The organism is Acidobacteriota bacterium (assembly GCA_033549365.1).
Lineage (GTDB): Bacteria > Acidobacteriota > Aminicenantia > Aminicenantales > Saccharicenantaceae > JAWSUF01.
In genome coordinates this window covers 170,924-195,161 of sequence record JAWSUF010000005.1, presented here as the reverse complement: position 1 = coordinate 195,161, position 24,238 = coordinate 170,924, and the positions used below count along the sequence as shown (strand labels likewise).

General features: G+C 58.2%; 29 protein-coding genes and 1 tRNA gene. 10 read left to right on the top strand and 20 right to left on the bottom strand.

The window, feature by feature from the left end; all coding sequences use genetic code 11:
• Positions 1-48 precede the first annotated feature (48 nt).
• The 10 genes from rplI to SCM96_09430 form a co-directional block, all read right to left on the bottom strand.
• The gene (gene rplI / locus SCM96_09475; GenBank protein MDW7760854.1) at positions 49-567 is read right to left on the bottom strand and encodes a 50S ribosomal protein L9; all 519 of its coding nucleotides are present in this window, start codon (positions 565-567) and stop codon (positions 49-51) included.
• A 1-nt stretch (position 568) separates the two neighbouring features.
• Positions 569-829, bottom strand: a complete 261-nt coding sequence (gene rpsR, locus SCM96_09470) for a 30S ribosomal protein S18 (protein MDW7760853.1) — start codon at positions 827-829, stop codon at positions 569-571.
• Positions 816-1,268: a 30S ribosomal protein S6 gene (gene rpsF / locus SCM96_09465; protein MDW7760852.1), complete on the bottom strand. Its 453-nt coding sequence runs from the start codon at positions 1,266-1,268 to the stop codon at positions 816-818. Before rpsF ends, rpsR begins: the two co-directional genes overlap by 14 nt.
• A gap of 81 nt (positions 1,269-1,349) precedes the next feature.
• On the bottom strand, positions 1,350-1,931 hold the full coding sequence (pth, locus tag SCM96_09460) for an aminoacyl-tRNA hydrolase (protein ID MDW7760851.1): 582 nt from the start codon (positions 1,929-1,931) through the stop codon (positions 1,350-1,352).
• Positions 1,932-1,954: 23 nt separating this feature from the next.
• Complete coding sequence (locus SCM96_09455; protein ID MDW7760850.1) at positions 1,955-2,611, bottom strand: 50S ribosomal protein L25; 657 nt, start codon at positions 2,609-2,611, stop codon at positions 1,955-1,957.
• Positions 2,612-2,621: 10 nt separating this feature from the next.
• Positions 2,622-3,551: a ribose-phosphate pyrophosphokinase gene (locus tag SCM96_09450; protein ID MDW7760849.1), complete on the bottom strand. Its 930-nt coding sequence runs from the start codon at positions 3,549-3,551 to the stop codon at positions 2,622-2,624.
• 41 nt (positions 3,552-3,592) lie between these two features.
• Positions 3,593-3,665 (bottom strand) — tRNA-Gln (locus tag SCM96_09445).
• Positions 3,656-4,537, bottom strand: a complete 882-nt coding sequence (ispE, locus tag SCM96_09440; protein MDW7760848.1) for a 4-(cytidine 5'-diphospho)-2-C-methyl-D-erythritol kinase — start codon at positions 4,535-4,537, stop codon at positions 3,656-3,658. The genes SCM96_09445 and ispE overlap by 10 nt, the downstream gene beginning before the upstream one ends.
• Positions 4,512-5,201, bottom strand: a complete 690-nt coding sequence (locus tag SCM96_09435) for a hypothetical protein (GenBank protein ID MDW7760847.1) — start codon at positions 5,199-5,201, stop codon at positions 4,512-4,514. Before SCM96_09435 ends, ispE begins: the two co-directional genes overlap by 26 nt.
• The gene (locus tag SCM96_09430) at positions 5,201-5,470 is read right to left on the bottom strand and encodes a hypothetical protein (GenBank protein ID MDW7760846.1); all 270 of its coding nucleotides are present in this window, start codon (positions 5,468-5,470) and stop codon (positions 5,201-5,203) included. Before SCM96_09430 ends, SCM96_09435 begins: the two co-directional genes overlap by 1 nt.
• A 244-nt stretch (positions 5,471-5,714) precedes the next feature.
• Between SCM96_09430 and amrB the strand changes: the two genes are divergently transcribed.
• The 5 genes from amrB to SCM96_09405 are packed head-to-tail and all read left to right on the top strand — an operon-like array spanning position 5,715 to position 11,257.
• The gene (gene amrB / locus SCM96_09425; GenBank protein MDW7760845.1) at positions 5,715-7,154 is read left to right on the top strand and encodes an AmmeMemoRadiSam system protein B; all 1,440 of its coding nucleotides are present in this window, start codon (positions 5,715-5,717) and stop codon (positions 7,152-7,154) included.
• 47 nt (positions 7,155-7,201) lie between these two features.
• Positions 7,202-7,504: an FmdB family zinc ribbon protein gene (locus SCM96_09420; GenBank protein ID MDW7760844.1), complete on the top strand. Its 303-nt coding sequence runs from the start codon at positions 7,202-7,204 to the stop codon at positions 7,502-7,504.
• An 11-nt stretch (positions 7,505-7,515) separates the two neighbouring features.
• Entirely contained in the window at positions 7,516-8,520 is a 1,005-nt protein-coding gene (gene waaF, locus SCM96_09415) for a lipopolysaccharide heptosyltransferase II (protein ID MDW7760843.1), read from the top strand.
• A complete protein-coding gene (locus tag SCM96_09410) occupies positions 8,517-9,110 on the top strand; it encodes an HAD family hydrolase (GenBank protein ID MDW7760842.1) in 594 nt (197 codons plus the stop codon). The genes waaF and SCM96_09410 overlap by 4 nt, the downstream gene beginning before the upstream one ends.
• Entirely contained in the window at positions 9,107-11,257 is a 2,151-nt protein-coding gene (locus SCM96_09405; GenBank protein MDW7760841.1) for a bifunctional (p)ppGpp synthetase/guanosine-3',5'-bis(diphosphate) 3'-pyrophosphohydrolase, read from the top strand. The genes SCM96_09410 and SCM96_09405 overlap by 4 nt, the downstream gene beginning before the upstream one ends.
• A 255-nt stretch (positions 11,258-11,512) precedes the next feature.
• Here the strand turns inward: SCM96_09405 and rpmB are convergent, their stop codons facing one another.
• Positions 11,513-11,704, bottom strand: a complete 192-nt coding sequence (gene rpmB / locus SCM96_09400; GenBank protein ID MDW7760840.1) for a 50S ribosomal protein L28 — start codon at positions 11,702-11,704, stop codon at positions 11,513-11,515.
• Between the two features lie 242 nt (positions 11,705-11,946).
• On the opposite strand from rpmB, the gene SCM96_09395 reads away from it, so the two are divergent.
• The 5 genes from SCM96_09395 to dnaN all read left to right on the top strand — a co-directional run bounded on the left by SCM96_09395 (position 11,947) and on the right by dnaN (position 18,847).
• Positions 11,947-12,312 carry a tetratricopeptide repeat protein gene (locus SCM96_09395; GenBank protein ID MDW7760839.1) on the top strand — a complete coding sequence of 122 codons (366 nt, stop codon included), beginning with the start codon at positions 11,947-11,949 and terminating at the stop codon, positions 12,310-12,312.
• The gene (locus SCM96_09390) at positions 12,299-12,952 is read left to right on the top strand and encodes a hypothetical protein (GenBank protein ID MDW7760838.1); all 654 of its coding nucleotides are present in this window, start codon (positions 12,299-12,301) and stop codon (positions 12,950-12,952) included. Before SCM96_09395 ends, SCM96_09390 begins: the two co-directional genes overlap by 14 nt.
• A gap of 11 nt (positions 12,953-12,963) precedes the next feature.
• Positions 12,964-15,912: a hypothetical protein gene (locus SCM96_09385; GenBank protein MDW7760837.1), complete on the top strand. Its 2,949-nt coding sequence runs from the start codon at positions 12,964-12,966 to the stop codon at positions 15,910-15,912.
• Positions 15,913-16,289: 377 nt separating this feature from the next.
• Positions 16,290-17,621 carry a chromosomal replication initiator protein DnaA gene (gene dnaA, locus SCM96_09380; protein MDW7760836.1) on the top strand — a complete coding sequence of 444 codons (1,332 nt, stop codon included), beginning with the start codon at positions 16,290-16,292 and terminating at the stop codon, positions 17,619-17,621.
• Positions 17,622-17,749: 128 nt separating this feature from the next.
• A complete protein-coding gene (dnaN, locus tag SCM96_09375; protein MDW7760835.1) occupies positions 17,750-18,847 on the top strand; it encodes a DNA polymerase III subunit beta in 1,098 nt (365 codons plus the stop codon).
• A gap of 83 nt (positions 18,848-18,930) precedes the next feature.
• On the opposite strand, the gene SCM96_09370 is transcribed toward dnaN, so the two are convergent.
• From SCM96_09370 to SCM96_09330, 9 genes are all read right to left on the bottom strand, one after another.
• Positions 18,931-19,446, bottom strand: coding sequence for a hydrogenase 3 maturation endopeptidase HyCI (locus SCM96_09370; GenBank protein ID MDW7760834.1), 516 nt, complete (start codon positions 19,444-19,446; stop codon positions 18,931-18,933).
• 187 nt (positions 19,447-19,633) lie between these two features.
• Positions 19,634-20,050 (bottom strand): 4Fe-4S dicluster domain-containing protein, encoded by a 417-nt coding sequence (locus SCM96_09365; GenBank protein ID MDW7760833.1) that lies wholly within the window; start codon positions 20,048-20,050, stop codon positions 19,634-19,636.
• Positions 20,047-21,018 (bottom strand): complex I subunit 1 family protein, encoded by a 972-nt coding sequence (locus SCM96_09360; protein MDW7760832.1) that lies wholly within the window; start codon positions 21,016-21,018, stop codon positions 20,047-20,049. The genes SCM96_09365 and SCM96_09360 overlap by 4 nt, the downstream gene beginning before the upstream one ends.
• Positions 21,006-22,208, bottom strand: coding sequence for a nickel-dependent hydrogenase large subunit (locus SCM96_09355; GenBank protein ID MDW7760831.1), 1,203 nt, complete (start codon positions 22,206-22,208; stop codon positions 21,006-21,008). The genes SCM96_09360 and SCM96_09355 overlap by 13 nt, the downstream gene beginning before the upstream one ends.
• On the bottom strand, positions 22,205-22,678 hold the full coding sequence (locus SCM96_09350; GenBank protein MDW7760830.1) for an NADH-quinone oxidoreductase subunit C: 474 nt from the start codon (positions 22,676-22,678) through the stop codon (positions 22,205-22,207). Before SCM96_09350 ends, SCM96_09355 begins: the two co-directional genes overlap by 4 nt.
• Positions 22,679-22,694: 16 nt before the next feature.
• Complete coding sequence (nuoB, locus tag SCM96_09345; protein MDW7760829.1) at positions 22,695-23,114, bottom strand: NADH-quinone oxidoreductase subunit NuoB; 420 nt, start codon at positions 23,112-23,114, stop codon at positions 22,695-22,697.
• Position 23,115: 1 nt separating this feature from the next.
• A complete protein-coding gene (locus SCM96_09340) occupies positions 23,116-23,448 on the bottom strand; it encodes a hypothetical protein (protein ID MDW7760828.1) in 333 nt (110 codons plus the stop codon).
• Positions 23,449-23,451: 3 nt separating this feature from the next.
• Entirely contained in the window at positions 23,452-23,760 is a 309-nt protein-coding gene (locus SCM96_09335) for an NADH-quinone oxidoreductase subunit K (protein MDW7760827.1), read from the bottom strand.
• Positions 23,753-24,235 carry a hydrogenase subunit MbhD domain-containing protein gene (locus SCM96_09330; protein ID MDW7760826.1) on the bottom strand — a complete coding sequence of 161 codons (483 nt, stop codon included), beginning with the start codon at positions 24,233-24,235 and terminating at the stop codon, positions 23,753-23,755. Before SCM96_09330 ends, SCM96_09335 begins: the two co-directional genes overlap by 8 nt.
• Between the last annotated feature and the right edge of the window lie 3 nt (positions 24,236-24,238).

Below are 24,238 nucleotides of genomic sequence, written 5' to 3'. Positions count from 1 at the left end.
TTGCGATTCAGCCGGGCGCGGGACCGCCCGCGCCGTCTCAGGCCCGGATTATTCTTCCGGCACAGCCGGGACATCCGCCACATCCGGAGTCGCCGCCGGCTCGGCGGCTTCCGGCTTCTCCTCGGTTTCGCTGTGGACGACGAGCCGGATTTCGGCCTTGTCGTCGTGAAAAACCTTGATGGGGACAACGAATTCCCCAATCTTTTTGATGGGCTCGTCCAGAAGAATTTTCTTGCGGTCGATCTCGATGCCCATGCGGTCGAGCTCTTCCTTGATATCCGCCGCCGACACCGAACCGAACAGGGTATCCTTCTCCCCGGTTTTCCGGGTGAAGGACAGGGTCGTCCGGTTGAGCTGTTCAATGACGGACTGGAAGGACTGCCGTTCCTTATCCACGCGCTTCCGAATGGCCCGGCGTTCGATCTCGACGGCCTTCATGTTTCCGGACGTAACTTCCATGGCCAGCTTACGGGGCAGGAGATAATTTCTGCCGTAGCCCGCCGCGACCGTGACGATATCGCCCCTCCGTCCGAGGGATTCCACATCTTGTTTCAGGATCACTTTCATGTCAGCTCTCGACATAGGGGATGAGAGCCATGAGACGGGCTCTCTTGACGGCAGTCGTCAGCTTTCTCTGATGATAGGCGCACGTTCCGGTGACCCGGCGCGGCGTGATCTTGCCCCGGTCGGGAACATAGCGGCGCAGGATGTCGGCCGCCTTGTAATCGATGTTTCTGAGGTTCTTCTGGCAGAACCGGCAGAACTTCTTCTTGGGGGGGAAAAACTTCCGGTAAGATCCCCTCTCGGGCCTTTTGCTATCCCTCGACATCGGTGCTCTCCTCGGTTTTTTCGCCGGTCTCCGCAGGCGCCTCGGAACCCGAGGCGGTCTCAGCGGGAACGGCCTCAGTGGGAACGGACTCGGTGGTTTCGGCGGCCCGGTCCTCGGACGGCCGGTCTTTTTTCTTCTTTCTCAGAGGATCCCGCGGATCCTTGATGACCGTCAGGAACCGGATCACGGCTTCGGACTGCTTGAAGCGCCGCTCGAGTTCCTGGGAGATGTCCCCGCCGCCTTCATAATGGAAGAAGACGTAGAGGCCTTCCTGGAATTTCTTGATCGGATACGCCAACCGGCGCTTCCCCCAGATATCCTTCTTGATCATCCGGCCGTTTTTCTGGTCGATGATCTCGGTCATCTGGGTGATGAAGGTTTCCGCGTCCTCTTCGGACAGGTTGGGGGCCATGATGAACCCCGTTTCATATTGCTTCATGCGAACCTCCTTATGGTTTTGGCAGCCCCTTCTTTCCGGAGAAGGAGCAAGGAGCATGACTCCACTATTGTAACCCATACGTCAAGCCCCCGCCGCTTTCCGGTTGAACATGGACATCGCAGCGGTTATGTCGCCGGAGAGGATGAGGTCGAGGGCTTGGGCGGCCCGGGGCAGCGCGGCGTCCACGACCGCCCTCTCCTCCGGATTGAAGGGGGAAAGGACGAAGTCGGCCGGGTCAACCCCGTCCGGGAGCGGGCCGATGCCGAGCCGGATCCTCGGGAAATCCGTCCCGCCCACTTCGGCCGTGACGGAGCGCATGCCGTTGTGCGTTCCCGGTCCTCCCCGCGGCCGGACCCGGATCTGGCCCAGCGGCAAATCGAGATCGTCATATGCCACGACCAGGTTTTGCAAGGCGATATGACGGCGCTCGAGGATTTCGCCGACGGCCCGGCCGCTCAGGTTCATGTAGCTCCGGGGCTGGGCGATCATCACGCTCTCTCCGGAGCGCACGGCCTCGGCCGCCCGGGCCAGGCCTTTCCAGCCTTTCAAGCGGAGACCCCAGTCGGCGGCCAGGCGGGCGACAAACAGGAAGCCCGCGTTGTGGCGAGTTCCGGCGTACAACTCTCCGGGATTTCCCAACCCGGCGACAAGCCACACGGACATCCCCGATCCGGAACAAGGTCCGGTTATTCTTTCTCTTCCTCGGAGGCCCTTTCTTTCTTGATGACCTCGGGTTCCTGTTCCTCAACACCTTCCTCGATCTCCGCCTCTTCCGGCTTGACTTCCTCAGTACGGGACATGCCGATCAGAACCAGAACCGTGGACGGATCGGTGACGATTCGGACGCCCGGCGGCGGCGTGACGTCGGCCACCTTGAGGGAATCGTTAAGGTGGAGATGACTGATGTCGATCTCGATGCTTTCCGGAATGTCGCCGGGAAGACATTCAACCTCGACTTCGCGGGTGAGAGGATCGACAAAGCCGCCGTCGACCTTGACGCCCACGGCTTCGCCCACGGGAACGATCGGAATCGTCACCTGGAGAAGCTTGTCCATGGCGATGCGGACGAGATCCGCATGCAGAACCTCGTGGGTGACGGGGTTGAGCTGGAGCTCCTTGATCATGGCATCCCCCGTCTCGGAGCCGACCGCGACTTTGAAAAGGGTGTTTTCCCGGGCTTCCGTTTTCATGATGCGAAAGATGTCCTTCTTGTCGAGAACAAGCGGCATCGATTCCGCCGAGCCGCCGTAGAGGACGGCCGGCATCTTGCCGTCTTTCCTCAGCCGGCGATTGTTGTTTTTGCCGAAGACATCGCGTTTTTCCGCTGTGATGGTGATGGTCATCGTCTCCTCCTTAGTCGAACAGGGAGCTGACGGACAGCCCCTCATTGATTCTGCGGATGGCTTCGCCGAAAATTTCGGACACGGAAAGCACACGAATTTTTCCGCAGTCCCGGGCTTTATCCGCCAGGGGAATGGTGTCGGTCACAAAAAGCGTTTCCAGGCTGGACGATTCGATTTTCTCGACGGCCCGGCCGGACAACACACCGTGGGTGCAGGCGGCGAAGATCCGCTTCGCGCCTTCCTCCTTGAGGGCCTCCACGCTGAGAACCATGGTTCCGGCCGTGTCGGTCATGTCGTCGAAAATGATGACGTTGCGGCCCTCGACCTCGCCGATCACGTGGAGGACCTTGGCGATGTTGGGCGCCGGCCGCCGCTTGTCGATGATGGCCAGGGACGCCTTCATCCTCTTTGCAAAGAGACGGGCCCGTCCGACTCCGCCGGCGTCGGGCGAGACCACGGTCAAATCCTCGAGATTCAGCGTCTTGAGATAATTGGCCAGAACCGGAGCCGCCATCAGGTTGTCGACCGGAACGGAAAAGAAGCCCTGGATCTGCGGCGAATGAAGATCCATGGTCAGGACCCGGTTGGCCCCTGCTTTTTCGAGCAAATCGGCGACCAGCCGGGCCGAAATCGGGACGCGGGGACGATCCTTCCAATCCTGGCGGGCATAGGGGAAATAGGGAACGACGGCCGTGATGCGTTCGGCCGAGGCCCGCTTGAAGGCGTCGATCATCAGGAAAAGCTCCATGAGGTGCGTATTCGCGTCGGCACAGCCGGATTGCACGATGAAGATGTCCTCGCCCCGGACATTTTCGTCAATGTAGAAATGGATCTCGCCGTCGGAGAACCGGTCCAGGACACAGGCCCCCAGCTTTGTTTTCAGCCGGCCGGCGATCTGATGCGCCAACTCCCGATTGGATGAACCCGAGAAAATTTTCATCGTGCCTTCCTCACCACTATCGGATTTTCCGTCCTAAAAAACTGGGGCGGGAGGATTCGAACCTCCGATTGACGGATCCAAAGTCCGTTGCCTTACCAGCTTGGCTACACCCCAGCACGAAGCGCCGTCCAATACGCCTCCCGGGACAGGGTTCCCGCAAGGACGGAGGCCGTCCCCGCCGGAAGGGCCGCCCGGACCGCCTCGGCCTTTTCCCGTTCAGGAAAAAGCCCATAGACCGCCGATCCGGATCCCGTGACCATCGCGGCCGCCGCGCCCTGTTTCTTGAGGAAACTCTTCACGTCTTCGAGAGACGGGTGGAACCTGAAAATCGTTTTTTCGAGCTGATTTTCCAGCAACTCAAAGTCTTTGTTATCAAGAAACTGAGAAATTCTACCCGGTTCGCCGCCCGAAGTCAAGGCCGGCCGGCAATGGGCATAGATCTCCGCGGTCGATATCGGAAACGGCGGGAGAACGATGAGAACGGCCGTTTCCGGAAGATCGGGAAGGGGGTCGAGCTCGTCGCCCCGGCCCCGCCCGAGGCAGAGTCCGCCTTCCAGAAAGTACGGCACATCGGCGCCCAGCTCCCGGCCCAGTGCCTGAAGAGCCCTCCGGTCCAGTCCGGATTGCCGAAGCTCGTTGAGCGCCCACAGCGTCACGGCGGCGTTGGCGCTGCCGCCTCCCAGGCCCTTTCCCGCCGGAATATGTTTCCGGACATCGACGGCCGCCCCCGTCCGGGCGCCGGTTGTCCGGCCGAAAAGCCGGGCGGCTCGATGAATGAGGTTGGTGTCGTCCCAGGGGACTCCGGGATCGTCGCCGGTCAGGCGGATCTCCGGTTCGGACAGGGTCCGGAATGTCAGGATGTCGCAGAAACTCACCGTTTGAAAGAGGGTCAGGATCTCGTGGTATCCGTCGGGGCGGCGACCCCGCACTTCAAGGCCGAGATTGATCTTGGCGAAGGATTTAACGGTCAGACCGGAGCCAGGCATCCATGTCCTCCCAGGTTGCGGGCTTGAAGCGTTTCAAAAATCCGGTGTCCGCCGCCCGCTCGACCGATCCGGTGTTGAAGCGGATATCCAGAAGCCGGATCTTCCCCGAGACGTCGGAGCCTGAAAAATCGAAGATTCGGGGCACCCCGGTTCCGGAGAAAAATTCCCGGACGATAAAGGCCGCCTCCCCTTTTCCCCCCGAGATCACCCGCCCGCCCTCGTCGCGGCGGAGAATCCAGGACGGGTCTGCTTCGGAATGTCCGCTCCAGCGGCCGCTCATGAGGCGAAGAACCTCGCCGGGCAAAAGAGGCAGCCCCAGAAACCTGTCCATCATCCCGACGGGAGTGTCCACGGCATAGGCTTTGCGGGAAGGCAGGATGAAAAAGGCCCGGTCGTCGGCAAAAAGGAGGATGAAACTCGTCCGGCCAATGGCATCGAGAGCTTCCACGCGGCCTCTCCCCGACACATGAAAAGAAAAGGCGAAGCGGCCCTTCAAAGCTGTCCGTTCGCCCTGAGCGTCGGCCTGCCCATATCCCTCGACGGACAGGATTTCGGAAGGAGGGGGCTCCAAATGCGGGCTTCCCGTCCGGCAGGAGATGACCCCGGAACCGAAACAAAGGAAAATCGTCAGGAGGCGGCCGGCCCGGAAAATGCCGGGTGTCATCAATCGAGCCGGAAGCCGTAATCTTCCGTATTCTTTTTCTTCCGGTCGGTCGGCTCGACCTTTTTTTCCGGAGGTCGTCGTTTTTGATCTTCGGGATCGACCAGGTCGAATTTATAATCCGTGAGTTCGGTTTTTTTCCGCTTGGGCCTCAGAAAAGGCCGGAAGGGGGATTTGATTCTCTTTCCGAAGCAGGAAATGTTGGGATTCAGAATGAGAAGAAGGACAAAAAGCCCGAAAATAATAATGATGCCATAAGCACCGAAACTCATATCCGCTCTCCGCCGGAGGCTTGGCCTTACTCGTCCTGGAACTTGGGGATTTTCGCTTTTTCCTTCTCCATGCCCACGTAAAAGCCCAGAAAGAAACCCGAACCCAGCGCCAGAAGCGTTATCAAGGATCGCACGAAGCTTTTCATCTCAACCTTTCTCCATTAGATTATCGCGAAATTGCGAAAAAAGTCAATCATTCTTGTTAATTTCCGGTACCCCCGGTAAGATAGGTGAAGAGGATGTCATGAAAAAAGCGGCGTGTTGTCTTTTGGCGATCTGTTGTGCGGCGGCCGCCGGAGGCGACTTCCGCCCGGCCGTCTGGGCCGGGCTGTTCTACGACGAGGACCCGGCCCGGCTTTCCATGCAGATCGATCTTTTTCTCAGCCAACGGCCGACGGATTCTCCGTCGGGATCCCTCAAGGCCATCATCGCCCCGCATGCCGGATACGGATTTTCGGGTCCGATCGCCGGACGGGCCTATGTTGCGGCCCGGGGAGAGGACGTCTCTTCCGTCGTCATCATCGGGCCGTCTCACCGCCACGGTTTCGAGGGCTGTTCGATATACCCTCGCGGCGGGTTTGCCACGCCTCTGGGGGTTGCCCCGATCGACGAAGCCCTGGCCGCCGAGCTGTCCCGGGCTTCGGGGTTCGGATTCGTTCCGCAGGCCCATGCCGAAGAACATTCCATTGAAGTTCAGGTGCCGTTCATCCAGAAGGTCTTTCCCGGCGCCTCCATCGTCCCTATCGCCATGGGCTATCCTTCGTCCCGAACGGTCCGGAGGCTGGCCGCGGCCCTGACCGAAATCCTCCCGAAACACAGCGCTCTCGTCGTCGTCTCGACGGATATGTCCCACTTTCTTTCCAGGACCAAGGCCCGGGAGGCCGATGCCCGGACGACGGAACTCATCCGGACAATGAACGCTTCCGAACTGTTGCGAAAACTCGATCGCGGAGAAAATGTTCTCTGTGGAGGCGGGGCGGTGGCCGCAGCCCTTCTTTACATGGAATCCCTGGAAAACCCCCGTGTCGATATTCTCGGCTATGACGATTCGACCTCCGGCGGCGGCGATCCGAACAGCGTGGTCGGTTATTTGTCTGCGGCGCTTTATGCCGAAGACGGAGGCGCACCCGCCGGACTTTCGGATGACGACAAGGCGCGTCTCCTGGTCGTGGCCCGGGCGGCCGTCCTGCGTTTCATCCGGCATGGCGATATTCTCGTTCCCGCCGATCTGACCCCCGCCCTGAAAGAAAACAGCGGCGTTTTTGTCACCTTGAAAAAGAACGGCCGCCTCCGGGGGTGCATCGGATTCATCGAGCCCGAAATGCCTCTGGCTTTTGCGGCATCCCGGGCCGCGGTTCTGGCGGCCTCCGAAGACGCACGATTTGATCCCGTGACCGAAGACGAGATTCCGGGCCTTTCGGTCGAAATTTCGGTTTTGACTCCCCTCCGGCCCGTGTCCGACGTCGGCCGGATCGAAGTCGGCCGTCACGGCCTCGTCATTCGGCAGGGAGACAAAACGGGGATTCTTCTCCCCCACGTTGCCGTCGACAACCGATGGTCCCGATCGGCTTTTCTGCGCCAGGCCTGTCTCAAGGCCGGACTGCCGGCCAATGCCTGGAGAAGAGGCGCCGAAATCCTGGTCTTCAAAACCGAAACTTTCGGGGAACGCGATCCTGTGCTATAATTCTTCTCTTGATTTCCTGAGGTGATTCAGAATTTCCGAGGTTAAAAATGCCTTTATATGAGTATCGATGTTCGAATTGCGGCGCAGTCTGCGAGATTCTCCAGAAAGCGGGCGATCCGCCTCCGGCCTCCTGCGGAGCCTGCGGCGGCCCCATGAAAAAACGCATCTCCGCCCCGGCCATCCAGTTCAAGGGAAACGGCTGGTATATCACCGACTACGCCCACAAGCACACGCCGTCGGGCGAACACAAACCCAACGGGGACAAGAAGCCCGCCGCCGTCGAAACCAAGAAGGAACCGGCGAAAGACGCCGCCAAACCCGCGGCGGCCGATTCTTCTCCCAACAAATAAAGCGTTATGACATGAAAATCGCCCTCCGGATGCCGAATTGGCTGGGCGACGCCGTTCTCGCGCTGCCCGCACTTCACAGTCTCCGCCGGGCTTTTCCAGAGGCCGAAATTCACGCCGTGACGCGAAGCTGGGGTCCTGACCTTCTTGAGGGGCATCCCTCCCTGAACGGCGTCATCCCTCTCCCCGAAGCCCGCGATCTCAAGGCCCTGCGAACCTCGGGCACGGCTCTCAAGACGTTCGGATTCGACCGGGGGATTCTCCTGACGAATTCTTTTTCCTCCGCTTTCGTTTTTTATCTGGCCGGCATCCCCGAACGATGGGGCTATGCCCGGGACGGACGGGGGATTCTCCTGACGCGCGCCGTCCCCTTTAAAAACCGGGACGGCGTCCGTCACCAGGCCGATTTCTACCTCCATTTGATCCAAGCCCTGGGAATCGAACCCGCGGGATTAGGACCAGGGCTCATCTCAAACGAAAACGATACCGCCTGGGCCGATGAGGTTCTGGAGAAATGGGGAGACGCCGTGGACCGCCCGCTTGTCGTCCTCTGCCCCGGCGCCGCCTACGGTCCGGCCAAGCGATGGCCGGCCGACCGTTTCGCAGCCCTGGCCCGCAGGCTGCGGGAAGAGGCCGGGGCAGCCGTGGCCGTTGTCGGCGAATCCGGAGACGCGGCGGCGGCGGCGCTCATCCTCGAGGCTCTTGACGGACACGGTTTGGATCTGACGGGTCAAACCACCCTGAGCCGGCTGATCGCCGTCCTCAGGCGCGCCCGCCTGGTCGTCACCAACGACTCGGGACCTCTGCACATCGCCGATGCCGTGGGCGTTCCCCTTGTCGCGCTCTTCGGTCCCACCAATCCGGCGGCCACGGGTCCCCGGCGCGGACCTGCGGCCGTCCTGAAAAAGGAGGTCCCCTGCTGGCCGTGCCTCTATCGCTCCTGTCCCTATGACCATCGATGCATGACCCGCATCGAGGTGGAGGAAGCCTTTGAGGCCTGCCGGCAACTGATCGCATGATGGGACATCGGGCCGTTTTTCTCGACCGGGACGGGACCATCAATGAAGACTGCGGCTATCCCGGCCGTTTCGATCAAATCCGGATTTACCCTTACAGCCTCGAGGCGGTCCGCATGATCCGGGAAGCCGGTTTCAAGGCCGTCGTAGTGACCAATCAGTCCGGGGTGGGTCGGGGATTCTTCACCGAGGACGATCTCCATCGTCTCCATGACCGGATGGCCGAAGTTTTCGAGGCGGAAAACGCCCCCCTGGACGCCTTCTATTACTGCCCCCATTTCGAAGGATCCGTCCTCCCGGAATACGACACGGCCTGTTCGTGCCGGAAACCCGCAACAGGAATGATCCGCCGGGCCGCGGAAGACCTCGGCCTGGATCCGGCCGCCTCCTACATGATCGGCGACAAGGTTGAAGACATCCTGCTGGGCGTCCATGCCGGTGCCCTCCCGATCCTGGTTCTCACCGGCTACGGCCGGGAATCTCTGGCAACGTTGAAAGAGCGGGGCATTCAACCCGCGTTTGTCGCCGAAACGCTTCTCGAGGCCGTCCGATGGATCGTCCGCCGCGAAAAAGGGGACCTCGACCCTCGATGATTCGATTCGACGACATCATCGAAAAGGCCTCCTATCTCGGCGAAAAAGACATCCTCCTTCTGCAAAAGGCCTATATCTACGCCGCCAAGGCCCACAAGGGGCAGGTCCGCAGGTCGGGCGAACCTTACCTGAGCCATCCCCTTGAAGTCACGGCCATGCTGGCCGACATGCGGCTGGACACCCCAACGCTCGTCGCGGGCCTCCTCCACGACGTCATGGAAGACACCGACGTCCCGCCTGGGGAGCTGCGGGAGCTTTTCGGCCGGGAGGCCGCCGTTCTGGTCGAGGGCGTCACCAAGATCGGCCGGGTTCAGGACGCATCGACGGAAACCGGGCGGGCGGAGACCATCCGCAAAATCATCCTGGCCATGACCGACGATCTCCGGGTGATTTTCATCAAGCTGGCCGACCGCATTCACAATCTCAAGACGTTGAAGTTTCTGGACGAAAACAAACAGCGGCGCATCGCCCGCGAGACGCTGGAGATCTACGCCCCCGTCGCCAACCGCTTGGGAATGGGGCGCATCCGGGCCGAACTGGAAGACCTGGCCTTCCGGTATGTGGAGCCCGAGGAATTTTTCCGCGTGGCCGCGCTGGTCGATCCGAGGAGAAAAGCGGCCGAGAAGAGTCTCGCCCGGTTCAAGAAAAAACTCGAAGCTCTGATGAAGGACCACGGCATCCCGGCCGAAATCGAGTTCCGGATCAAGCGGCTCTACAGCATCTCCAGCAAGATGAAGCGCCGGACCATCGATTTCGATCAGGTCTATGATTTTCTAGCCCTTCGCTTGATCACGGACACGGAGAGAAACTGCTATGCCGCGCTCGGACTCATCCACCAGACCTGGTCCCATTTGCCCCAGAGATTCAGGGATTTCATCGCCATGCCCAAACCCAATCTCTACCAGTCCCTGCACACGACGATCATCACGGGCGAGAAGCAGACCTTCGAAATCCAGATCCGGACCCGCGGCATGCACGAATTGGCGGACAACGGCATCGCCGCCCACTGGAAATACAAAGAGGGCGCGCCGCCGGAGATTCAGAAGGACGACAGGCGGCTGACCTGGCTGCGGGAACTGGCCGCGCTCTACCAGGAACAGAAAAACCCCCGGGAATTTATGAAAACCCTGAAATCCAATCTCATCCCGGAGGAAGTCTATGTCTTCACACCCAAGGGCCATGTGATCACCCTGCCTCCGGGAGCGACGGCTTTGGATTTCGCCTTCAAGATCCACACCGCCGTCGGGCTGCACGCCTCGGGCGCCCGCATCAACGGAAGCCTGGCCGCTCTCAAGACCGTCCTGAAAACGGGAGATATCGTCGAGATCCTCACGGATCCGGCCAAGACGCCGTCGCGGGCCTGGCTGAGCGCCGTGGCCACGTCCGCGGCCCGGCAGCAAATCCGGCGATGGCTCAGCCTGAAAAGCCGAACCACCAGCCTGACTCTCGGGAAGAAGCTCTGGCAACGGGAGATCCGGAAATACGCGCTGCCTTCGGCTCTCCTGGAAAATAAGGAGCTCCTCATTCGTCTCGGCCGGGCCCTCAAAACGAAACTCAAGCATATGGACGAATTCTTCCGGATGGCCGGCACCGGGCGCGTCGTCGTCGACAAGCGTTTTCTGGAAGCCGTTTTTTCAGGGGAGACTCTGGAGCCGAAAAAAGCCACGTTTTTCGACAAGGTGGTCTCCCGCGTCCGGAAAGATCCGCCGCCGGGACTGGCCTTGACCCATATCGAGGAACAGATGGTGTCCATGGCGAAATGCTGCTCTCCCATCAAGGGGGAACCCATCATCGGGTATCTCACCGCCGGCAAGGGGATTACGGTTCACGCCGTTCGCTGCCCGCTTGTCGCCAAGGAAATCCTGGATGCCCACAGGATGATGGATGTCCATTGGGACCCGGCTTCGGGAGGGACATTCAAGGCCGGGCTTGTGATCCATACGGAAAATTCTCTGGGCGTTCTGGCCGGGGTCGCCGGCGTGATCGCCAAGCTCGAAGGAAACATCGTCAAGGCCGAAGTTAAGACCCTGCCCGACGGAAAGGGGAGGATTTCTCTGGAGCTTCACATCCGCGACATCGACCACCTGGAAACCATCCGCGGACGGTTGGCGGCACTTAAGGACGTCATCTCCGTACAGTCCCGGTGACAAGACTGTGCGTTAAAAGAGCCTTATCTTGAATGAAGCGCGCAAAACCCCTTGAGGGTTTCTCGCAAGATCTGATTGCCGGGGCTGTGCGCGAGTCGAGATTGCCGCAGCGATGAGTTCCGGACTGCGCAGGCGTAGTCAAACTACGTCGAGCAGGCCGGGACGAAATCGGTGTGGTGAGATCGGCTCGCCCGTAGGGTCATAACGTCGAATAGGAAAAGAGGATAAACTCGACGTTATGACGCACAGTCCCGGTCAAGCGGTTTTGGTGACGCGCCCGGACCGGAGACAGCGCGTACAAACCCAGATCTTGCGAACGCCGGTCGAAGTCACGGCCTTGACGTTCTGAAGATTGGGTTTCCACTTTTTCGATGTCGCTTTGTTCGAATGGCTGATGGAGTTCCCGAATATCGGCCCTTTTTGGCAAATTTCACATGTTTTCGGCATAACAATCTCTCTTCAGGTCACTTAAGGACATGTTTTATATCATACTGCGCCTGGGAATGCAATCATCATGGCGAATCCATTTCTGATGATCGGCTTTGGAGACAGCCGGCCGCTGCGGATGACGCCGGGCCCGGCCGAGTTCTGGGGATAAGGCCGGGCACGATTCTTGCATTATCATTCTTCCCGGCCCTGATCGACTTGACGGACGGGAGATAAACCGCTACTTTGAGTATCAGGTGTCCATGAAAAAACTTTACAACGGTTTCATTCTTTTGACCTTCCTAGCCGCGCTTTCCTCTTCCTGCGCCCCCTCAATGACCCAATCCCAGCTCGCTTTCGGCGTCTGGGCCGCGGAAAAGGATCTCTGGAACGAGGCTGTGTTCCGGTGGACCCGGGTCCTTGAAGAAAACCCCACGTCCATCGCCGCGCTGAACAATCTGGCCGTCGCCTACGAAAAACAGGGGCTGTGGGGGGAAGCGGAAAAAGCCTATCAGGCCGCGCTGAAAATCGCACCTAAAAACCCTTCCATCAAAGCCAATTACGAAAAATTCCAAAAAGGGTGGGCCGAAGCCGCGGAAAAAACCGGGGAAAAAAATGAAAAAAAGTAGATGGCTCCCGGTCGTTCTGATCGCACTCTCCGGAGCCTGCGCCCTGGAATCGACACGAGTTCTGAGGTTCGATTTGCCGGTCCGGACTCCGGTTCAACTCGAGGCCTTCGACCATCTCGCCATTCTCGGGTTCCGCGAGGCGGAGCCGCTGAAGGACTTCGAAGCCCGGAAAGAATTATCCGAGCATTTGGCCTACGAATTCGGGCTGCGCCTGCCGGACAAAGTCACCCGAAAAAACGAGCTTCCGGACAAAGAGGCGGCGTTCGATGACCCGGACCTTTGGAAAGACGCCGAAGCCGGAAACACCCTGTTCCTGACCGGAACCGTCAGGTTCACCGAGGAAACCCGAAAAGCCCTGTCGCTCGACGAAAGAGAGATCGACGGCCCCTTCAAAAGCGAGGCTTCCGGTTTTCGAAAAAGAAAGCTGTTCACCCTGACTTCCACGCTGGTGTTTATCGATGCAGACACGGGAAAGATCGTTTTCCAGCGCGAATTCAAGGAAGTCAAGGCTTATGAGAATGTCCGCCAGCCGGCCGAATTCGCCTTTCACGAGTTGGCCGTGCGCATGCGGGTCAAGCTCTTCGCCGCCCTCTTCGGCGAAGAACGTCCCCAGGAACGAACCCTGCTCCTGAGGGATTGAGAGGAGACGCCATGAAATCCCGATTGCGCCTCTTTGCGCTTATTCTCGCCGTCTGGGCCTTCGCGGCGCCCGCCGCGGCCCAATGGCAGTTTTTCCCCTATTATGGAAAAAACAGGGTCCAATATGACCGTTTCGACTGGAAGACATACGATACCGATCATTTCACGATCTATCATTACACCGACGATCTGCAGACGCTCAGAGAAGTGGCGGCGGCGGCCGAAAACGCCTACGAGCGCCTCTCCCGTTTATTGAAGCACACGCTGTCCAAACGTGTTCCCCTGCTCTACTACCGGACATTCACCGATTTCCAACAGACCAATCTTTTCCAGGTCCCCGAGGGGGTCCTGGGCGTCGCCGAGCCCGTCCTGCACCGGGTGGCCCTGCACGCCGACATGTCCTATGACGAATTCCAGCTTCTGGTCAAACACGAGCTCATGCACATCTTCCAGTTCGATATTCTATGGGGACACCAGGGCGCCTCGCTGTATGCCGTCACCCAACCGCCGCTCTGGACGTTCGAAGGCCTTTCGGAGTACGCCACCCGCCAGTGGTCGTCCTGGTCCCGGCTCATCGTCAAGGACGCCGTCCTGAATGACCGGATCCCGGAATTTTCCGAGTCCGGAGAACTCGTCTCGCGCTACCCTCTTCCCCGCGAGCCCGCCTATGATTTCGGCCACGCCATCTACGAGTTCATGGAAAAGGAATTCGGCCGGAACGCCATCCCGGATTTCTGGAAAGCCCTCAAGAGCCCCGGGCTTTTCGGCCGGCGCGATCTCCTGAAGCAGACTTTTAAAATCGATCTCAAAGAGTTCCATTTTCGCTTCAAAAAGCACCTCCGCGAGGAATTCAAGGATTACCTGACACGGGAAAACCCCGAGGACTACAGCTTTCCGATGGGGCCCGAATTTCCATCCAATCCCTATTATTTCGCATTCTCCCCGGATCTCTCTCCGTCGGGGGATCTGGCCGCAGTCATCACCTACAACGTCCGCGATTTCGACCTGGATGTCGTGATCATCTCCACGCGCGACGGATCCGTCGTCCGCAATCTCACCAAAGGCTACTCGAGACAGTATGAATACATCAAGTATGCCGTGGATCCGTCCGACGGCCGCAGCCTGGCCTGGTCGCGGGACGGCGATACGATCGCCTTCTTCGCCCGGGACGGCCGCCGGCACGCCCTGGTTCTCATCGATCCCATCTCCGGCCGGATCCGGCAGAAGATTCCGATCCCCCTGGATCAGCCTCACTCTCCGAGTTTTCTGCCCGCCAACCGCGAACTTGTCTTCACCGCATTCGACAAGGGCATCCACGACATTTTCAAAATCGACATCGAGAACAAGGCCCTCGTCAATCTCACCCGGGACCGGCTCTTCGAAAAAGCGCCCGTCGTGTCCCCCGATGGATTATCCGTGGCCTACGCTCTCCGGATCGGCGGGAAAGACAAGCTCTTCATCTCCCCGCTCGCGGACATGGCCCAAAAAACCCAACTGACCTTCGGCGACTCCGACGATATCGCTCCACAATTTTCACCCGACTCCAAGACGCTGTGGTATTCGAGCGACGACCGGGATTCCTTCAACATCTATTCCCTGGATCTCGAAACGGGCGAGACCCGGCGCCATACCGACGTCCGAACGGGGAATTTTTTCCCCGCCCCGATGGCGGAGGATCCCGAACGTGTCGTCTTTGCCTCATTTAACAAAGGCTCCTTCCAACTTTTCAAATCCGCCTTCGACCCCGTGATCGAAACGACGGCCGTTTTCAAGCCTTTCAAGGCCGACCCCGAGGCCGCCGAAGCCGAACTTCCCGTAGACATCGAAATCGACGAGAGCCGAATCACTCCACGGGAGGGTGGCGGAAAATTTTTTGTCACCAGCCGCCCGCCCATCGACGCCGTCGTTTCGACGAGCGGGGCCATCTACGGCGGTTCGGCCATCTCGCTGTCCGACATGCTCGGAGACCGGACGCTGTTTTTCATGGCTTATCAGGCCAACGCATTCCGGTCTTACTACGGCGCTTATCTGAACCAGACCCGACGTTTCAATACCATGGTCAGCGCCTTTTCTCTGACTCAGTTCTACTATCCTCCGTTCTATTACTATAACCCCGAACTTTACTACCGGATGAGCTATCAGGACGCCATCGCCACACGCAAAATCATCGGGCTCTCAGCTCAGGGCCTCTATCCCTTCAGCCGCTACACCCGGTTTGAAGCCGGCGTCGGCCTGTCCCGCTATGAGGAGGATTTCTCCGACCCGTATTCGCTGGGTTTCGGAGGCGGCAGCCGGTTCGGCTATTTCTGGAACGGCAATCTCCTATCCGGTTCCGTGGCCCTCGTGGGAGAAACCACGCGATTCAAACCTTACGGGCCGGCGGCGGGAAGCACCTTCCGCGCATCTGTGTCTCAGTCAGTTCCCGTCTCCGCATCTTTCTTTTCCAACACGACGCTGGAGCTGGATGTCCGCCGCTACCTGAACATCGGGGCGGATTTTCTGTTTGCATTCCGATTTCAGGGTTACTACAGCGGAGGCCGCAATCCGTTCCTTTCCTACTGGGGCGGAAACAACCAGGTGCGGTCCGTCAATTTCTACAATATTGTCGGGACCGAGGGCTGGTTCGGAAACGCCGAGTTCCGCTTCCCGCTGATCAGCGTCGCTCAGACTGTTCTCGGACCGATCGGCCCCGTCCGCGGCGTTTTATTTTTCGACATCACCCGTTCCAAGCTCCCGGGTCGCGAGGCCAAGTTTTACGAATACCTGGATATCTTCGGGCTGAGATACAACGCTTACGACGCTCTGGGCTCCGTGGGTTACGGATTCCAGGTGTTTTTCATGGGTTTCCCGATCCACTTCGAATTCGTCAAGATGTTGAAATTTCCGGATATCTCAAAACCCTGGGATTTTGTCCGGGAATCGGGGATGCGGTCCATCCTATGGATCGGCTTCGACTTCTAACACGCAGAGGCTGTGCGTCGTAACGCCTGGTTTTGTTTCTTTATCCGATTCGGCGTTACGACCCTTCGGGCGTCCCGATCTCACCAAAAAACACCAGGGTTTTCTGCAAATGCCAGAATTTGAAGGAAATAGAGAAAACGGAAATTGGGGGCCCAACCGGCCATAAAAATTATTTTTAAAAAAGCTTGACGTTATCTTTCTAAAACCATTTTATGTTATTCATTACAATATATTTAATAATTTTCCACAAATTTAAAAAAATCCTTGAAATCCCCGCTCCGGTTTGTTATGATTCCGTAGCCTGATCCGCTGGAACCAAACAAGACGGACGGTTTTTCCACGATTGTGGATATTTCTGTGGAAAAAAGAAAGCAGTAATGCAAATCAAAGATATGGAAAACCCTTGGCATCGTATCGTCAACGCCGTCAAGGGCAAAATCGATCCCAGCAGCTTCGAGACCTGGTTTGAGCCGACGGTTTTCATCGGCCGGGAAGACGACACGCTCTATGTCAAGGTTCCCAATGCTTATTTCCGGGATTGGCTGTCCTTCCACTATTCCCAGATCATCAACGAATCCAGTCATGAACTTTTCGGAAAACCCTGCGAGATCAAGTATATTTTTGACGAAAATCCTTCGGCCTTCATCCGGCGTTCTCCCGAAGAACGAAAGACCAAACAGGGTCTTCTTCTGAACCCGAATCTCAACCCCAATTACACGTTCGAAAGTTTCGTCGTCGGATCCTGCAATCAGTTCGCCCATGCCGCCTCCCTGGCCGTAGCCAAAATCCCCGCCAAATCCTACAATCCCCTGTTCATTTATGGAGGGGCGGGGCTCGGAAAAACCCACCTGATGAACGCGATCGGCCATCAGACCCTCCTGGCCAATCACAAGCTCAAGCTGCTGTATATCACCACGGAAAAGTTCATGAACGATCTCATCAATCATCTCCAATATGGAAAAGTCCTCGATTTCCGGCAAAAATACCGAAGCGTGGACGTCCTCCTGATGGACGATATCCACTATCTCTCCGGCCGGGAACGAACCAAGGAAGAATTTTTCCACACCTTCAATCACCTTTATGACAGCCAGAAACAGATCGTCATCACCAGTGATTGTCCGCCCAAGGAAATTCCCCAACTGGAGGAGCGATTCCGAAGCCGTTTTGAATGGGGATTGATCGCCGATCTCAAGCCCCCGGATATCGAAACCCGGATCGCCATCCTCAGGAAAAAGGCGGAAATGGAGAACGTCGCCCTGTCGGAAAGCGTCGCTCTTTACATCGCCGATAAAGTCCAGTCCAATATCCGGGAACTCGAAGGCTATCTGCGCCGCGTTGTCGCCTATTCCTCGCTCAAAGGCGAACCCATGGATCTTGATCTGACGAAGGAGGCGCTCAAGGGACTTCTGGACGCTTCGGCATCCATCATCACTGTGGAAAAAATCCAGAAAATGATCTGCCATCGGTTCAAAATCAAGCCCTCCCAGCTCAAGGCGAAAAACAACTCTCCCAAGGTCGCGTTCCCCCGGCAGATCGCCATGTATCTGGCCAAGGAACTGACCCGGAGTTCCCTGCCCGATATCGGCAAAAAATTCGGTGGAAAACACCATACGACGGTCATACACAGCATTCGGAAAATCGACAAGATGCGCAATGACGATCCCCAGTTCAACAGAGAAATCAACACGCTTGTCAGCTTCCTTCAATGATGCGGATCAACAACTTGCCCGAGTTCTTCACATATGCACAGTCCATTCTTATTATTCTTGCAATTCAATTTGTATTCTTCAATAAATAAGAATATGATTAAAGTATCCTTTCAAGGAGAGGCTGTTCGATGAAATTCTCAATTCCCAAAACATCTTTCCTGGAAGAACTTCAGCTTCTTCAGGGAATCGTCGAGAAACGCAACACGATGCCCATTCTGGCCAATATCCTGATGACGGTCTCGGTTCGCGAGATCGAACTCACGGGAACGGATTTGGAAGTCGGGATGAAAAGCCATTTCGAGGCTCAGGTCGATGAGCCCGGAGGCAACACCGTCAACGGTAAAAAGCTTTATGAAATCATCAAATCGCTTCCCGAAGACCTGCCCGTCACACTGGAGGAAAAAGAGGGTCAAATCGAGATCCGGTCCGGAGCCAGTGAATTCAAGCTTCTCTGTCTGTCGCGCGAAGATTATCCTTCCGTGCCGGAGGCCTCTTTCGAAAAAAACATCCGACTTCCTCTGCCGGATCTGCGAACCATGATCGAGCGCGTCTCCTATGCCATCACTCAGGAGCAGAGATATTACCTGAACGGCGCTCTCCTGACTCTCAGGGAAAGGGAGATGGAACTGGTCAGTACGGACGGCCATCGTCTGTCTTTCACGTCATGTCCGGTCGAAGGACTGAAGCCGGAATCCGAGATCAGCGTCATCGCGGCCAAGAAAACCCTGTCCGAGCTCAAGAAACTGGATGACGATTTTGTGGAGTTCGACCGGGATGACAACAATCTGTTTTTCAGAGCCGGAAACAGGACCCTCATATCGCGGGTCATCGAAAGCAAATTTCCCAATTACCAGGCCGTCATTCCCAGGGAAAATCCCCACCAACTGATTGTTGCCCGCGAGGATCTGGCCGGTGCCGTCCGCCGCGTTTCTCTTCTTTCGGCCGAGCGATCCCGGGGCGTCAAATTCAATCTGGAAAATGACAAGATCCGGCTCTTCTCGTCCAATCCTGAAATCGGCGAAGCCCGAGACAAGATTTCCGTGTCCTACAAGGGTGAGGATATGGAAATCGGATTCAATTCCCTGTACATGCTGGATTTCTTAATGACCATGACCTCGGAAAACATCATCTTCGAGATCAAGGACGAAAACAACGCCGTGCTTTTGAGACCGGAAACCGAGGACGCCGTCAAGAATCTCTACGTTCTCATGCCCATGAAAATTTAAGGGCTTCACCCTCCGACGGCTTTCTCAGAGATCCCCCCTGCGCCCCGTGGAAGCCCTTCCAGAGGAAAAATAAATGTAAGGGCTTAAGTGGAAAAGCGGGTGGAGGCGGCGGCGAGAAAACGGCTGATTTGAAGAGCGGCTTCCCGGACGGCATTTGTCATGGGCGCGCCGAAAGCCAGGCCGTCCGGTTGGATGCAGACAAAAACCACGCGGCAGCCCACGGTCTTTTCCAGGTAATCCGCGAACCTTGAGAGAGGAACCCGGTGCGTGGATAAGCCTTCGTCCTGGATATCCATCTTGTCGACAAGAACGATGGACCCCGGTTCTTCGCCGGCCAGAACGGCGTCGACGACGATCACAAGATCGGGACCGAAGGTCCGGATGACGCCGGTGAAGTTTTCCGGGACGTCATGAGCCGTGACGGAACGGAAAACAGACTCGACATCCGGAGAAAGTTTTTCCGCCAGGTCCTCCGAACACAGCGATCCCGCGCCGTCGTCGCCGCGCATGGCGTTTCCGATCCCCAGAACAAACACTTTCTCGGCCCGCCTGATCTCGTCCTCCAGATACTTCTTCCAGCCTGATTCAGCAATCTTCATGTTTCAAAAACCTTTCATGGGGAAATATTCTGTGTGGGGCTGCGGGGTGTTTTTCGCGTACGGTCCCGGAGCCGGAGTGGACGGGACTCGCCGGTGCCCGGACACGTCTTTCGAAGAGATTCACCCGAGCCCAAAGAGCGGAAGCCGGAAGCGCGGACGATATTTGCCGCGAAAGGATCCGTGCTCTTCACGCTTCCGGCGGCGCGGCCGGCTTGGCCGGCGCAGCCTTGGGTTTGACGACGGCCCGGACATATTCGTAGGCATGTTTCAGGTTGTGGCGGTCGAAATCGGCCAATTCGAATTCCTGATCCATCTCCATGGCGTCCGTGGGACAGGAGTCGACGCACTGGGCGCAGTGGATGCAGCGGTCGTTGTGAATGACCATCTTGAATCTTTTTTCGGCCTCGTTAACCGATGTGATCTCGATGGCCTCGGCCGGGCAATCGCGCTCACAGGCCCGGCAGACGATGCACTGATCGGGATGCAGGATCGGGGTGCCGCGAAAATCCTTCGGGACGGGCGTTTTAACGAACGGATAGTCCACCGTGGCCGGTTTCTTGAACAGGTGGCGGAGGAGTTCAGGTAAAAAAATTCCGAGTCTCATTTCAGGAACCCCTTGACGAGAATGACGATCAGAAGCTGGAGCACGGCCAGCGGGGCCAGGTATTTCCAGGCCACGTGCACGACCTGGTCGACCCGGATCCGGGAGGTCATCGCCCGCAGGGCGGCCAGGAGAAAGATCACGAACAGCGTCTTGACGACGAAGTTCAGGAAGCCGATAAACGGCCCTCCGGGAAACCCGCCCAGAAAAACCGTCGCCAGCAGCCCGCCGCTGACGACCATTTCCATGTCGATCATCAGACGGAAGAAGGCCAGCTTCTTTCCGGAATACTCGGTGAACGTCCCGCCGACGATTTCGGTTTCGGCGTGGGGGATGTCGAACGGCGTCCTCTCCAGCTTGGCCTGGACGCAGACGACGGCGATCAGGAATCCGAGAAGATTGACGAAAAGAAGAAGCGGATTCTCCTGGAAGAATTTGGCGATCGAGGCGAGCTTCCAGGAATCGGCCAGGATGGCCGGGCCGAGGACGACCAGAAACAGCGGCACCTCGTAGCCGAACAGCATGGTCAGGACTCGAGTCCCGCCGACGATGCCGAAGGGGTTGGTCGATGCCCAGCCGGCCAGGAAAAAGAGAAGCGTGGGCAGGGTCAGAAGATAGAGAATGACGATGATGTCTCCGGAGAAGGAGACCGGCCCGGAGACCTCGGCATCGACATGCCACAGGGGGAGAAGGAGCATGGCCGTGGCCACGACGGCGATGCCGACGACCGGAATAAGCGTGAACATCGTCTTGTCGGCCTTGTCGGGGACGATGTCCTCCTTGGACATGAGCTTGATGAAGTCGGCCACGGGCTGAAGCAGCCCGAAACGGCCGGTGTGCGTCGGACCCATCCGGTTCTGCAGCCGGGCGTAGACCTTTCGGTCGAACCACTCGGCGAAGGTGGAAAACACAAAGAGGAAAAGAAGCCCCGGATAGACGAACAGGAAGAGCAAAGGATTCAGAACGGCCATACCGCATTCCTTTTCTGTGAGTCTGAGGGCCGGCGCCCGAGGGCTTGAGCCCGAAGATCGCTGAAGCGGACGACCCGTTCGGCGCCCGACCGGGAATCGACCAGGGTCACGGCCCGCTCCGCGCAGCAGATGCAGGGATCGATGGCGGCGAAGATCAGGGGGATGTCGGCGATGAAGCCGTTCTTGAGCATGGCGACGGTCGCCGCGTAGTTGCCGAGAGTCGGAGCGCGGACCTTGAGGCGCTCCGGCTTGTCGGAGCCGTTGGACTTGATATAGTGGATGTTTTCCCCCCGCGGCGCCTCGTAACGGCTGACGACCTCATTCGGCTTGGCCTTGCGGGGCGCCTTGACCTTGATGTCGCCGGCGGGGAGATTTTGAAGCAGGAAGTCGCAGATCTTGTACGATTCGAAAAGCTCCAGGATCCGAACGACCGCCCGGCCCAGCACGTCGCACGTGTCCGCCGTGCAGACATCAAAAGGAACCTCGGCGTAAATCCCGTAGGGATCGTCCCGGCGGATGTCCTGGGGAACGCCGGAGGCGCGGAGCGTGGGACCGACCGCACACAGGGCGATGGCGTCTTCTTTCGAAAGCCGGCCGACATCGGCCAGCCGGGCGACGAAGCTCGGCTCGCCGATGCTGATTTTTTTATAATAATCGGTCCGGCTCCAAAGGGTTTTTATATCGCCGAGAATCCTTTTGACCTGCAGATCGTCCAGGTCCCGGCGGACACCGCCGATGGTGTTGATGGCGTAGTGAACCCGGTTTCCGGAAATCGTCTCCAGGATGTCCATGACGATTTCCCGGTCCCGCCAGGTGTACATGAAGAGCGAGTCGAACCCGGCCTCGTGGGCGGCCACGCCGAGCCACAGGAGGTGGCTGTGGACGCGCTCCAGCTCGGAGACGAGATAGCGGATATACTGTCCTCTCTTCGGGGCCTCGATCTCCATAAGCTTCTCGACGCCCTGGACATAGCAGGTCGAGTGGGAATGGGAACAGATCCCGCAGATCCGCTCCGTGAGATAGATGTTCTGGGTCCAGTTTTTCTGCTCGGCCAGCTTCTCCACGCCGCGATGGTTGTAGCCCAGTCGGATGTCGGCGTCGCGGATGACCTCGCCTTCGAGCGTCATGCGGAGACTGATGGGCTCCTTCAGGGCCGGGTGCTGGGGGCCGATGGGGACTTGGTATTTCATGATCGGCCTCCCGGGATGATCTCCTCAGGCCGTTCGAAAGACCAGTCTTTTCTCAGGGGATATTGGCCGTCGGGCCAGTCATCCGGAAGATTCAACCTTCGGGGATCCGGAATGCCGTCCACCGTGATGCCGAACATTTCCTGGATTTCCCGTTCGTAGAGAATGGCCCCCGGAATGACCGGCGTGATGGTGGGGACATGGGGCTTGTCCCGGGGGACTTGCGTCCGAACGGTCAGGGCGCCTTGATGCCGGCCGAAATGATAGAGAATTTCGAAAGCCTCCCCTAGATCCACGCCGCTGATCGTCGACAGGTGGGTATAGCCGAAATCGTCCCGAAGACCGGTGACTGCGGGGACAAGATCCCCCGGATCGACCGTCAGGAAGATCCGCAAGGGCGCGGGGTTGGCGGTTTCGCGGATCCGGCTCCCCAGTTTTCCGTTGATCTGTTCAATGAGTTCCGCGTCTGTCATGCTGTCCTCGATGTTTTCAGAGTGTGCCCAGGAGTTTGACCACCCCGTCCACGATGGCGTCGGGCCGGGCCGGGCATCCCGGAATATAGGCATTCACCGGGATGACCTGATCGAGACCTCCCATAACATTATAGCAGCCCCGGTAGACGCAGCCGGACATGGCGCAGGCGCCCACGGCGACGACGAACTTGGGATCGGGCACCTGTTCATAAATCCGGATGATCCGGTCCTTGATCTGCCGGGTCACGGGACCAGTGGCGATGATGACATCGGCGTGGCGCGGCGTCGCTTTGAGCAGAACGCCGAAACGCTCCACGTCGAAACGGGGGGTCAGGGCGGCCACGATTTCGATGTCGCAGGCATTGCAGGCCCCCGAATTCAAATGGAGGATCCAGGGCGACTTGATCCTCGACCAGCGAACGAGCCTCTCGAGCATGTTAACTCCTTGTGGGCAGAGCCATGACGGCCAGGAAAATGACCGCGAGGTAACCGACGGCGAGAAAGGCGAATTTCCCGGCCGGTGCGGTGGCCACGACGAGCGCTGCGACATGCATGATGGTGAAAAAGAGCGCGATGAAGAAAAACAGGCGATATCCGAACTGAATTTTTTCTCCCTCGATATTCTCGCCGCAAGCGTAGGTGGCCAGCTTGCCGCCGACGCGCTTGAGCTTGGGCGCCATCTTTGTGCCGAGCCCGTAGATCGCAAAAGACACTCCGAGAAAAATGACGAAAGCGACCGGCGGAAAGAGAAGGAATTCCAGTGGGCCCATGGCTTATCCTTTCAACCGGGTGAGCTTGCGCACGTCCAGATCCTTCGTGTGGCGATAAGCGTTGATGGCCAGCGCCAAAGCGACAGCCACCAGACAGACCTCGACAACGATGAACGTAATGACGAGGCTCTGGGCGGTGAGCAGCAAATTCTGAGCCCAGCCCGAGGCCAAGAGGGCCAGGCTTATGCCCTTTCCGATAATCCCGACGGCGATGAGAAGCCGGATGATGTTTCTCATCGTCAGCAGGGCATAGAGTCCGACGGCCACGAGGGCCGCGGCAAAAAACATGTAGAGATACCAGGTTTCAGTCATCGAGATCCTTCTTTCTGAACAGAGCCAAAACGGCGAAGACACCGGCCAGGATGACGGCCACCTGGCCGACGAGGTCAAAGGTTCTCTGGCCCCAGAGAACCTGTCCGAACAGCCCCGTTTCCGCTTCGGCGGGAAGGGTCGGAATCTTTCGGATCAGCCCCCGCATGACAAGGACATCGATGATGATGAACACGATGAAAAACAGCGGGAAAATCAGCCGGGCCTTCGGGGATTCGCGGACCTCGGCCTTTTTTTCCGTCAGAGCGACGGCCAGAATGAAGAGCACGGTGATCAGGCCGGCCACGACGGAGATCTCGAAAACGCCGGCGTAAGGGGCACCCATCCGGAAAAAGACGATTCCCAGGAAGAGGCTGGCCGCGGCGAAGCTGATGGCCGCCTTGATGAGATCCCGGCTCAGCAGGGCCAGAGCCGAGAACACGATCAGGCCGATAAGGAGAAGCGTTTGCAGTGTCATCTT

Coding starts and splice junctions, on each gene's coding strand:
- rplI (MDW7760854.1), bottom strand. CDS start 567: ATGAAAGTGATCCTGAAACAAGATGTGGAATCCCTCGGACGGAGGGGC.
- rpsR (MDW7760853.1), bottom strand. CDS start 829: ATGTCGAGGGATAGCAAAAGGCCCGAGAGGGGATCTTACCGGAAGTTT.
- rpsF (MDW7760852.1), bottom strand. CDS start 1,268: ATGAAGCAATATGAAACGGGGTTCATCATGGCCCCCAACCTGTCCGAA.
- pth (MDW7760851.1), bottom strand. CDS start 1,931: ATGTCCGTGTGGCTTGTCGCCGGGTTGGGAAATCCCGGAGAGTTGTAC.
- SCM96_09455 (MDW7760850.1), bottom strand. CDS start 2,611: ATGACCATCACCATCACAGCGGAAAAACGCGATGTCTTCGGCAAAAAC.
- SCM96_09450 (MDW7760849.1), bottom strand. CDS start 3,551: ATGAAAATTTTCTCGGGTTCATCCAATCGGGAGTTGGCGCATCAGATC.
- ispE (MDW7760848.1), bottom strand. CDS start 4,537: ATGCCTGGCTCCGGTCTGACCGTTAAATCCTTCGCCAAGATCAATCTC.
- SCM96_09435 (MDW7760847.1), bottom strand. CDS start 5,201: ATGACACCCGGCATTTTCCGGGCCGGCCGCCTCCTGACGATTTTCCTT.
- SCM96_09430 (MDW7760846.1), bottom strand. CDS start 5,470: ATGAGTTTCGGTGCTTATGGCATCATTATTATTTTCGGGCTTTTTGTC.
- amrB (MDW7760845.1), top strand. CDS start 5,715: ATGAAAAAAGCGGCGTGTTGTCTTTTGGCGATCTGTTGTGCGGCGGCC.
- SCM96_09420 (MDW7760844.1), top strand. CDS start 7,202: ATGCCTTTATATGAGTATCGATGTTCGAATTGCGGCGCAGTCTGCGAG.
- waaF (MDW7760843.1), top strand. CDS start 7,516: ATGAAAATCGCCCTCCGGATGCCGAATTGGCTGGGCGACGCCGTTCTC.
- SCM96_09410 (MDW7760842.1), top strand. CDS start 8,517: ATGATGGGACATCGGGCCGTTTTTCTCGACCGGGACGGGACCATCAAT.
- SCM96_09405 (MDW7760841.1), top strand. CDS start 9,107: ATGATTCGATTCGACGACATCATCGAAAAGGCCTCCTATCTCGGCGAA.
- rpmB (MDW7760840.1), bottom strand. CDS start 11,704: ATGCCGAAAACATGTGAAATTTGCCAAAAAGGGCCGATATTCGGGAAC.
- SCM96_09395 (MDW7760839.1), top strand. CDS start 11,947: ATGAAAAAACTTTACAACGGTTTCATTCTTTTGACCTTCCTAGCCGCG.
- SCM96_09390 (MDW7760838.1), top strand. CDS start 12,299: ATGAAAAAAAGTAGATGGCTCCCGGTCGTTCTGATCGCACTCTCCGGA.
- SCM96_09385 (MDW7760837.1), top strand. CDS start 12,964: ATGAAATCCCGATTGCGCCTCTTTGCGCTTATTCTCGCCGTCTGGGCC.
- dnaA (MDW7760836.1), top strand. CDS start 16,290: ATGCAAATCAAAGATATGGAAAACCCTTGGCATCGTATCGTCAACGCC.
- dnaN (MDW7760835.1), top strand. CDS start 17,750: ATGAAATTCTCAATTCCCAAAACATCTTTCCTGGAAGAACTTCAGCTT.
- SCM96_09370 (MDW7760834.1), bottom strand. CDS start 19,446: ATGAAGATTGCTGAATCAGGCTGGAAGAAGTATCTGGAGGACGAGATC.
- SCM96_09365 (MDW7760833.1), bottom strand. CDS start 20,050: ATGAGACTCGGAATTTTTTTACCTGAACTCCTCCGCCACCTGTTCAAG.
- SCM96_09360 (MDW7760832.1), bottom strand. CDS start 21,018: ATGGCCGTTCTGAATCCTTTGCTCTTCCTGTTCGTCTATCCGGGGCTT.
- SCM96_09355 (MDW7760831.1), bottom strand. CDS start 22,208: ATGAAATACCAAGTCCCCATCGGCCCCCAGCACCCGGCCCTGAAGGAG.
- SCM96_09350 (MDW7760830.1), bottom strand. CDS start 22,678: ATGACAGACGCGGAACTCATTGAACAGATCAACGGAAAACTGGGGAGC.
- nuoB (MDW7760829.1), bottom strand. CDS start 23,114: ATGCTCGAGAGGCTCGTTCGCTGGTCGAGGATCAAGTCGCCCTGGATC.
- SCM96_09340 (MDW7760828.1), bottom strand. CDS start 23,448: ATGGGCCCACTGGAATTCCTTCTCTTTCCGCCGGTCGCTTTCGTCATT.
- SCM96_09335 (MDW7760827.1), bottom strand. CDS start 23,760: ATGACTGAAACCTGGTATCTCTACATGTTTTTTGCCGCGGCCCTCGTG.
- SCM96_09330 (MDW7760826.1), bottom strand. CDS start 24,235: ATGACACTGCAAACGCTTCTCCTTATCGGCCTGATCGTGTTCTCGGCT.